Source organism: Nitratidesulfovibrio oxamicus (assembly GCF_015731765.1).
Taxonomy (GTDB): Bacteria; Desulfobacterota; Desulfovibrionia; order Desulfovibrionales; family Desulfovibrionaceae; genus Cupidesulfovibrio; species Cupidesulfovibrio oxamicus.
Window position 1 is genome coordinate 1 of sequence record NZ_VRYY01000081.1, and the last position, 7,162, is coordinate 7,162.

7 protein-coding genes and 1 pseudogene are annotated in these 7,162 nt (G+C 68.3%); 2 read left to right on the plus strand and 6 right to left on the minus strand.

Annotation, left to right across the window (positions count from 1 at the left end; genetic code table 11):
• The 4 genes from FVW20_RS03810 to FVW20_RS03825 all read right to left on the minus strand — a co-directional run.
• Positions 1-764 (minus strand): hypothetical protein (locus FVW20_RS03810; protein ID WP_196608362.1); only part of this gene is annotated, 764 nt, incomplete at its 3' end.
• 78 nt (positions 765-842) lie between these two features.
• Positions 843-1,712, minus strand: a complete 870-nt coding sequence (locus FVW20_RS03815) for a hypothetical protein (protein ID WP_196608363.1) — start codon at positions 1,710-1,712, stop codon at positions 843-845.
• Positions 1,713-1,943: 231 nt separating this feature from the next.
• On the minus strand, positions 1,944-2,264 hold the full coding sequence (locus FVW20_RS03820) for a DsrE family protein (RefSeq protein ID WP_231038838.1): 321 nt from the start codon (positions 2,262-2,264) through the stop codon (positions 1,944-1,946).
• Between the two features lie 204 nt (positions 2,265-2,468).
• A complete protein-coding gene (locus FVW20_RS03825; protein ID WP_196608365.1) occupies positions 2,469-2,777 on the minus strand; it encodes a TIGR03905 family TSCPD domain-containing protein in 309 nt (102 codons plus the stop codon).
• Positions 2,778-3,135: 358 nt separating this feature from the next.
• Between FVW20_RS03825 and FVW20_RS03830 the strand changes: the two genes are divergently transcribed.
• Complete coding sequence (locus tag FVW20_RS03830; RefSeq protein ID WP_167121797.1) at positions 3,136-4,362, plus strand: sodium:calcium antiporter; 1,227 nt, start codon at positions 3,136-3,138, stop codon at positions 4,360-4,362.
• Between the two features lie 204 nt (positions 4,363-4,566).
• Positions 4,567-5,298, plus strand: a complete 732-nt coding sequence (locus FVW20_RS03835) for a DUF3298 and DUF4163 domain-containing protein (RefSeq protein ID WP_231038839.1) — start codon at positions 4,567-4,569, stop codon at positions 5,296-5,298.
• Between the two features lie 74 nt (positions 5,299-5,372).
• On the opposite strand, the gene FVW20_RS03840 is transcribed toward FVW20_RS03835, so the two are convergent.
• Together FVW20_RS03840 and FVW20_RS03845 are read right to left on the minus strand one after the other, a co-directional pair.
• Positions 5,373-6,008: a hypothetical protein gene (locus FVW20_RS03840; protein WP_307831335.1), complete on the minus strand. Its 636-nt coding sequence runs from the start codon at positions 6,006-6,008 to the stop codon at positions 5,373-5,375.
• A 172-nt stretch (positions 6,009-6,180) separates the two neighbouring features.
• A pseudogene (locus FVW20_RS03845) lies at positions 6,181-7,162 on the minus strand (hypothetical protein); the annotation flags it as partial.

The window sequence follows — 7,162 nt, forward strand, 5'->3', positions numbered from 1 at the left end:
CCCGGCCCGCCCGCGCCGGGCGCACCTGCCGGAGCCGGGGCGTGCGGCGGCATCACGATCTGCTGGCCCGGCTGCGATTCCACGAAGTTGGAGGGCGCCTTGTCGGTGCTGCGGTCCGGGTCGAAGCCCAGCACCTTGCTGCGGGCCTTGCCCACCAGCACGGTGCATTCGTTGTTGGCGCAATCGCGGATGGCCAGCAGGGTGGGCTTCAGCACGCCCGTGGGGGCCACGTTTTCCACAGCCAGATAGTACTCGCGCGGGCCGGATCCGAACAGCGGGGTGACCGTGCAGGTCACCAGCCAGTCGTTCACGCCGTCGCCGTTCCAGTCGGTGACGGCCGTGAGCGACACGGAAATCACGTCCATGCCCTGACCCAGGGCAAAGCCCACCTTGCCGATGCGCACGTTATCGTCCGGTGCCGCGGAATCCGCAAAGGTCTCGCCCGCAAGGCCGTTGCGCGCCTCTGCCGAACGGAAGCGCGTGGACAGGCGGCGGTACAGTTCCTCGCCGTAGGAAGCGGGACGGTAGTCGCGATTGTCGCGGATGGCCGCCTCCATGTAGTTGCCCTCGGCGTCCAGGATGTTGCGGCGCACCATCTCGTCGCGCAGGTAGACGGCGTAGTTGCGGAACATGTCGGGGCGCACCACCTCTACCGGTTGCAGGGCGCAGCCGGAGGCCAGGGCCAGCAACAGCAGCAGGACAAGTACGGCAAGGCCGCGCGGGGCGGCGGAACGCTGGGCGGTACGGGGGCGGGTGCTGTGCATGGCGGGGGATGCCCGGCGGGCGGTTGGGGGTATGCAGCGCGGCCTGCGCAGTACTTTCCGGTTGCTGCGCCAGGCCGGTTACTGCTTCAGGATGGCCTTGATGGCGGCCTCGTCGGCGGCCTTGCGCGCCGCCTCCTGCGAGGCGGGCAGGATCTGCTCGCGCAGCAGTTTGTCCAGAAAGACGCGTGCCCCTTCGCCGGTACGGACCACCGGCTGGCCGATGCCCCGGTATTCGTCCAGCGACAGCAACCGGGCCTGCAGCAGCCCCTTGGGGGCGGGGTCTTCCACCATCAGCCAATAGCCCAGGTAGAAACCCTCGTCATGCGGGGTCTTCTGGGTGAGCAGCACCAGCCAGTCGCGCACGCCGTTGGCGTTCCAGTCCAGCGTGGCGAAAACCACCAGCGTGTTCGCGAGGTCGGACGAATGAACGTTGAGCGAGGTGCGGTCCAGCGCGCTGACGGTCCACTGCCTGGGCGAGGCAAAGGTGCGCCGCGTATCGTCGGTAAAGCCCAGCAGCAGCGAGGGGAACGAGCGCAGGTTCAGGCGCAGGGCCAGTTCCAGCCCGCACGATTCCGGCTGGTAGTCCTGCGGCAGGATGTCGCCGGAAGGTTCTGCCCGGCCATCGGGCAGCACCACCAGCCCCGCACGTTGGGCGGCGTCGGGGTGGCGCTGGGCGAAGGACGCCAGTAGAAAGCGGTCCAGCACCTGCACAGGCACGGGGCCGGGGTAGATGCGTTCCGGCTGGGGGCTGGCGTAGGGCTGGGCGCCGTCGTCGGTGATGCGCGGCGCGCAGGCGGCCAGCGACATGGTCAGCAGCAGGGTAGCCAGCAGGCCGGTCAGGCCCGGCAGACCCGATGAGGGGCGCAGGGCGCGAAAACTGCGCGCTGTGGCGGCGCCTGCGCGCCTGTCGGTATGGCTGTCGGACCGGGCCGGGGTGCGGACGGGCATGGAATCCTCCGGATATGACCGCGTGGGGCGGTCGCACCCGCGTCTTATGACCGCCCCGTGCGACTGTCAACGGGCATTTGCGGGGCCGGGCCGGCTTGCGGGCCGGGCACAACCCTGCCGCACGGCATTGCCCGTGCAAAACGACGCCGCCCCGCTCCGGCCCGTGACGGGCGGCAGGCGGGGCGGTGCAGGAAGGTTTTGCGACCGGGCTGCCCCGATCCGTTGTCGGCATCAGAAGTTCAGCACCTTGTCTGCCTTCAGCATCTCTTCGTACAGAAACTGCTGGTTGCCCCGGGCCACCGTGTCGTCAGCATCCACGCCGTGGATGTCCTGGCACTTGCCTCAGGCGGCCAGCACGCCCTCGCTGAGGGAGAAAAGCCGGGCCTCGTCGCGGATGGGGAACGAGGGACCATCGCCCGCCGCGTAATCCGCTGCCGGACCGTTGAGGAAGATGGTTACTTCCTCTCCCTTTTCGAGCAGGAAGTTGCCGAAGCGGAAGGTGTTCCAGCGGATTTCCGGGTCCGCGCTGGAGAGGATGATCAGTATTTGCATTCCAAATGCTCCAATATTCAATTGATAGATAAAATCTATCATAGGCGGTGTATGGCTGGGATGCAAGTCGTGGACTGTCGGGGGTGGGGGGGCAAACGGCAACGGCGCGGTGGGGCCGCGCCGTGAACGTGGTGCCGTGGTGACGGAGTGAATTTGGCCGGGCAGCGGTGGGATGGGGATCCCGCCGGGTACCGTCAGCGGCGTCTATCCGAAGGGATTCAAAGGCTTCAGCCCAAAACCCACGGCATGTGCCGGAGCGGCCAGGGGGCGGCCTTCGCGCAGGTCGGACAGGGCCTTGGCCAACTGGTCGGGACAGGAGGTGGGCTTGTTGCCGCAGGTGATGCCGACCAACTTGTCGATGGCGTCCTGCACCGGCATGCCGTCGAGCAGGCGGCCAAGGGCTTCGAGGTTGCCGGGGCAGCCCCCGGCAAAGCGCACGTCGCGCAGCAGGCCGTCGCGCACGTCGAACTGGATCTGCTTGCTGCAAACACCGTTGGGAACATGAACATGCATGGCGATACTCCGTGGCGCGGCGGTGGACCGGCGCGCCGGATTGCTGGTGTGGCGTGGCGGGGCGAACGGGTTCGGCGCCAGACATAGGCCCGCCGCGCCGTGCTGTAAAGAGGGAGGCGGGTGCACCGGCCACCCGCTTGACGCGCCGGGCGGGGAGGACTATGTAACCGCTCAGCAAGGGGAGTAGCCAGCAAGGGCAACGTCAACAGCATGGCGCACGCGCCTGGCGTTGCCGTTGGGACGGACCCGCAAACCGGACCAATTGGCGAGACCTTCACGGCAGGAATGCCGGAGGTCTCGCCTTTTCTTTTGGCCTCTGGCGATTTGTAAATTCTCAAATGGTATCGAGAGGTTGGTTGTGAAACACGCGTTCCGCGACTGGTATCCCTTCCTGCTGGCGGTGCTGGCCACGCTGCCGGGCCTTGCCATGCGCGCCCTGCACCCCGAAATCAGTCCCCTGGTCATGGCCGGCCTGACCGGCGGGGCCATCCTGGCGGCGTCGTTCATGCTGATGTGGGCCTGCGAGGTGGCGCAACTGGACATTCCGCAGACGCTGGCCCTGGCGGTGGTGGCGCTTATCGCCGTGCTGCCCGAATACGCCGTGGACATGTACTTTACCTGGATGGCCGGGCAGCACCCCGAAAGCGACTATGCCCACTACGCCATCGCCAACATGACCGGCGCCAACCGCCTGCTCATCGGCGTGGGCTGGAGCGCCATCGTGTTGGTGTGCTGGATGCGCTTCCGCAGCGCGGTGGTGGTGGAAAGCGAACGCCGTACCGACCTGGTGTTCCTGGCCATGGCCACGGCGTACGCGTTCTTCATTCCCATCAAGGGGTCGCTGGCGTGGTACGACGGCGTGGTGCTGGTTTCGCTGTACATATGGTACATCTGGCTGGTTTCGCGCAGGCCCTGCACCGAGTTCGAGGCGGAAGGCCCGGCAGAGGTGCTGGCCAAGCTGCCCACGGGCAAGCGCCGCATCGCCACCCTGTCGTTGTTCCTGTTTGCCGCCGTGGTCATCCTGGCCGACGCGGAATTGTTCAGCGAAAGCCTGGTGGCCTCCGGCAAGGTGCTGGGCATCAACGAATTCCTGCTGGTGCAGTGGCTTGCGCCCATCGCCTCCGAGGCGCCCGAGTTCATCGTTTCGCTGATGTTCGCCATGCGCGGGCATGCCAGCATCGCGCTGGGCAGCCTGATTTCGTCCAAACTGAACCAGTGGACCCTGCTGGTGGGCATGATTCCCGGCGTGTACGCGGCATCGTCCGGCTCGGTGCATCCGCCCATTCCCATGGATTCGCACCAGATGAACGAAATACTGCTGACGGCGGCGCAGTCGCTGTTCGCCATCTGCCTGCTGCTGCGCATGCGCATCGGCATGCGCGGGGCGCTGGTGCTGTTCGGCCTGTTCCTGGTGCAGTTCATCTCGCCGTTCATTCAGGCCCCGATAGAGGCGGCCATGGGCCTGCCGCACATTCCCGACCGGCTGCACATCTGGTTCAGCCTGGTGTACGTGGTGCTGGCGGGCGGTATGCTGCTGCTGCGCCCGCGCGCCCTGCTGGACCTGCGCTACGGCTTTCGCGTGTAGCGTGCGCGCCGCATGCGGCGCGCAGATGACATGACGTGATCCTTTGCGGCCCGTCGCGCTCTTGGCGCGGCGGGCCGCTCGTGTTAGAGACGGGCCATGAATGACGGCAAACCATGTGCTGCGGCAAGGGGAGGGCGCTCCGCCCCGGCGGGTGCGTTAAGAACGGGTGCGTTAAGCACGGGTGCGTTCGTGGGGGATATGCTCATGGCGGCCATGCTTGCGGCGGTGCTGTCCGTGGCGGCATTGCGGGCGGCGCCGGTGCAGGCTGCCGAACCCGGTACGTCTCGCGACGGCGAGGCCTCCATCACCCTGCGCGAGGATGATTTCGACATCGACGTGCGCTACCCGCGTCTGGGGCAGCCTGTCGTGGACGACGACCTGGCCCATTGGGCCGCGCACATCGTGGCCGCGTTCCGGCAGGGGCTGGCCGAGCCGGAAATCGGGGCCGAGCCGGTGAACGGCGCGCTGGACCCCAACGCCCGCCACTTCGTCAACGAACTGAAGGTGACGTATGACGTCACCCGTGCCTCGGCCCGGGCGGCCTCGGTCACCTTCAGCATCTGGACCTACACCGGGGGCGCCCACGGCAACCTGGACATCATCACCCTGAGCTACGACATGGCTTCCGGCGCGCGCCTGGCTCCGGAGGACGTCTTTGCGGATACCGAGGGCGCGCTGGCCCTGCTGGCCTCGTACTGTTACGACGCACTGGCCGAAACCCTGGGCGATGATCGGGCCGAGGACATGCTGCGCAGCGGCACCAGCCCCGACGCGGACAACTACGCCAGCCTCGCGCTGACGCCGGAAGGGGTGCGGGTGCATTTTCCGCCGTATCAGGTGGCGCCGTGGTCGTCCGGGCCGCAGCAGGTGGATGTGCCGCTGGGGGTACTGATCGACGCCGGGCCGAGGCTGGAGTTGTGGGGCGTCACCCGCTAGGGGGGCGTGGCGGAGCCGCAGGAAAAATAAGGGGCCGGAACGCAGTGCGCGTTCCGGCCCTTTTCATGTGTGGTTCACGGTTGGGGTAGCCGGGAGTGGCCGGGGGCACCCGGTTGCGGCAGTGGCCCTGTCGGTGAGGAGGAGGCAGGGCGGCGGCTGTCGGGCAGATCAGAGCGGGTGCACAGGGTGAGCACCGCGTCGCATACGCGTGTGCCCGCGGGACGCGCCAGCACCGCACCGCCGGGGATCACCGCCGCGCGGCGGAAGCCCAGCCGGGTGACGAATGCGAGGGCGTGGCGATATGGCGCGGGGGTAAGGCCCACCAGGGTGTCCAGCAGATGCGTTGCCGGTCGTCCGTTCGGGCCGGGGGACGGCACGGGGGCCTGCGCGTGGAGCAGAAAGTGCACCACCATGTGGCCGATTTCGTCCGCGCGGGGCAGCCCGGCCCGCAGCACGCAGAAATGGATGCGCGCCGCGCGACCGCAAAATCCGTCCAGCCAGCACAGGGCCAGCGGGGTATCCGCCGTCTGAACCAGATAGCACCACGCCCGGTGCGGGGCCAACAACCCGCGCAGGTCGGCGGCGCACCGCACGCCACCGTCATGGAATACCACCGGGGCCAGCCCGTCATCGCACAGGGTGTTCCATACCCGGTCCAGTTCCGCGTCGGCAATCGGGGCCGGGTGGGACGGATGGCGCGAACGCAGCACCAGCGGGGGCAGCGGAGGGTAGGGAGCGGGTGCGGGATGCGCAGTCCGGCCAGCTTGCCCGGTTCGGCCAGTTTGCCCGGTCCGGCCCGTTTGCAAGGTTCGGCCAGTTTGCCCGGTTCGGGCGGTCTGGGCGCTCCGTGCGTCCGGCAACACCGGCAGGGATGGTGTGGACCTAGCCATACAAGGGGTATTCCATATGCCCGGTTTCGTTCGCGCAGCCGTGGCCGCCAAGACCCGCGCCGTGCCCCGCGTGCCCGAACCCGCAGGAGTCCGGGTCCGGGAATTCCGCGCCCAGGTCCGGGTCCAGGATGCGGGCCAGGCAGTCCAGCATGTCGTCGTGACGGGACACGGGAAAGGCCAGGTACTCCTCGTCCACGAATTCCCGCGCCAGGTCGCGGCGCTTGCCCTCTGCATCCATGAAGGGCAGGCGGTGGGGCAGCAGCATGCGCCCCTGCTCGAATTCCGGAACCAGCCTGCGGATGCGGTCCTTCTTGGGCATGGGGCCGCCGAGCGGGGTGATGTCGAAGCGGTAGTTGCGGCGTTCCTGCTCGGTGCGCACGTGCTCGATGTCGGCCTGCATGCCGTATTTTTCGTAACCCGTGGCCAGTGGCCGCCACGTGCGGTGCAGGCGGAACAGTGCGGCGGCCCGGCCCGTCAGGTTCAGCCGGTCGCGCACCCCGTCCAGCAGGTAGCGGTTGCCGTCCGGGGCCAGCCCCACCACCAGCATCACCGTATAGTCGCTGCCCTTCTTGCGTTCACCCGCCGGGTCCACCAGCAGGTAGCGGTTGCAGTGGCCCCAGAGGGCCAGGGGGGACGTGCCGTCCGCCTGACCGTGCTGTCCGGCGCAGCCCGGGCCGTTGCCGGTCCCGGACGCGTAGCGGCGCAGCCATTCGGCCCGGAAGCCTTGCGCCGTGTCGGCGGCGGGGTTCAGCAGCATCTGGCAGCCGAACACGTACGGCCCCATCTGGCGGCGCTTTTCGGCCAGCGCCGCCGGAACAAGCAGCACCGGGGGGCCGTCGGGCGCGCCGTTGGCCGTGGCGGGGTGGATGCGCGGCGTGGCCGCCCCCCGTTCGATGATGGTGCGCCAGGTGTCGTTGAAGTGGTAACGGGTGCCGATGTAGCGGCGTCGTCCCGCGCCGCTGGCGGGCAGGGCA

Coding starts and splice junctions, on each gene's coding strand:
- FVW20_RS03825 (WP_196608365.1), bottom strand. CDS start 2,777: ATGCATGTTCATGTTCCCAACGGTGTTTGCAGCAAGCAGATCCAGTTC.
- FVW20_RS03835 (WP_231038839.1), top strand. CDS start 4,567: ATGGCGGCCATGCTTGCGGCGGTGCTGTCCGTGGCGGCATTGCGGGCG.
- FVW20_RS03815 (WP_196608363.1), bottom strand. CDS start 1,712: ATGCCCGTCCGCACCCCGGCCCGGTCCGACAGCCATACCGACAGGCGC.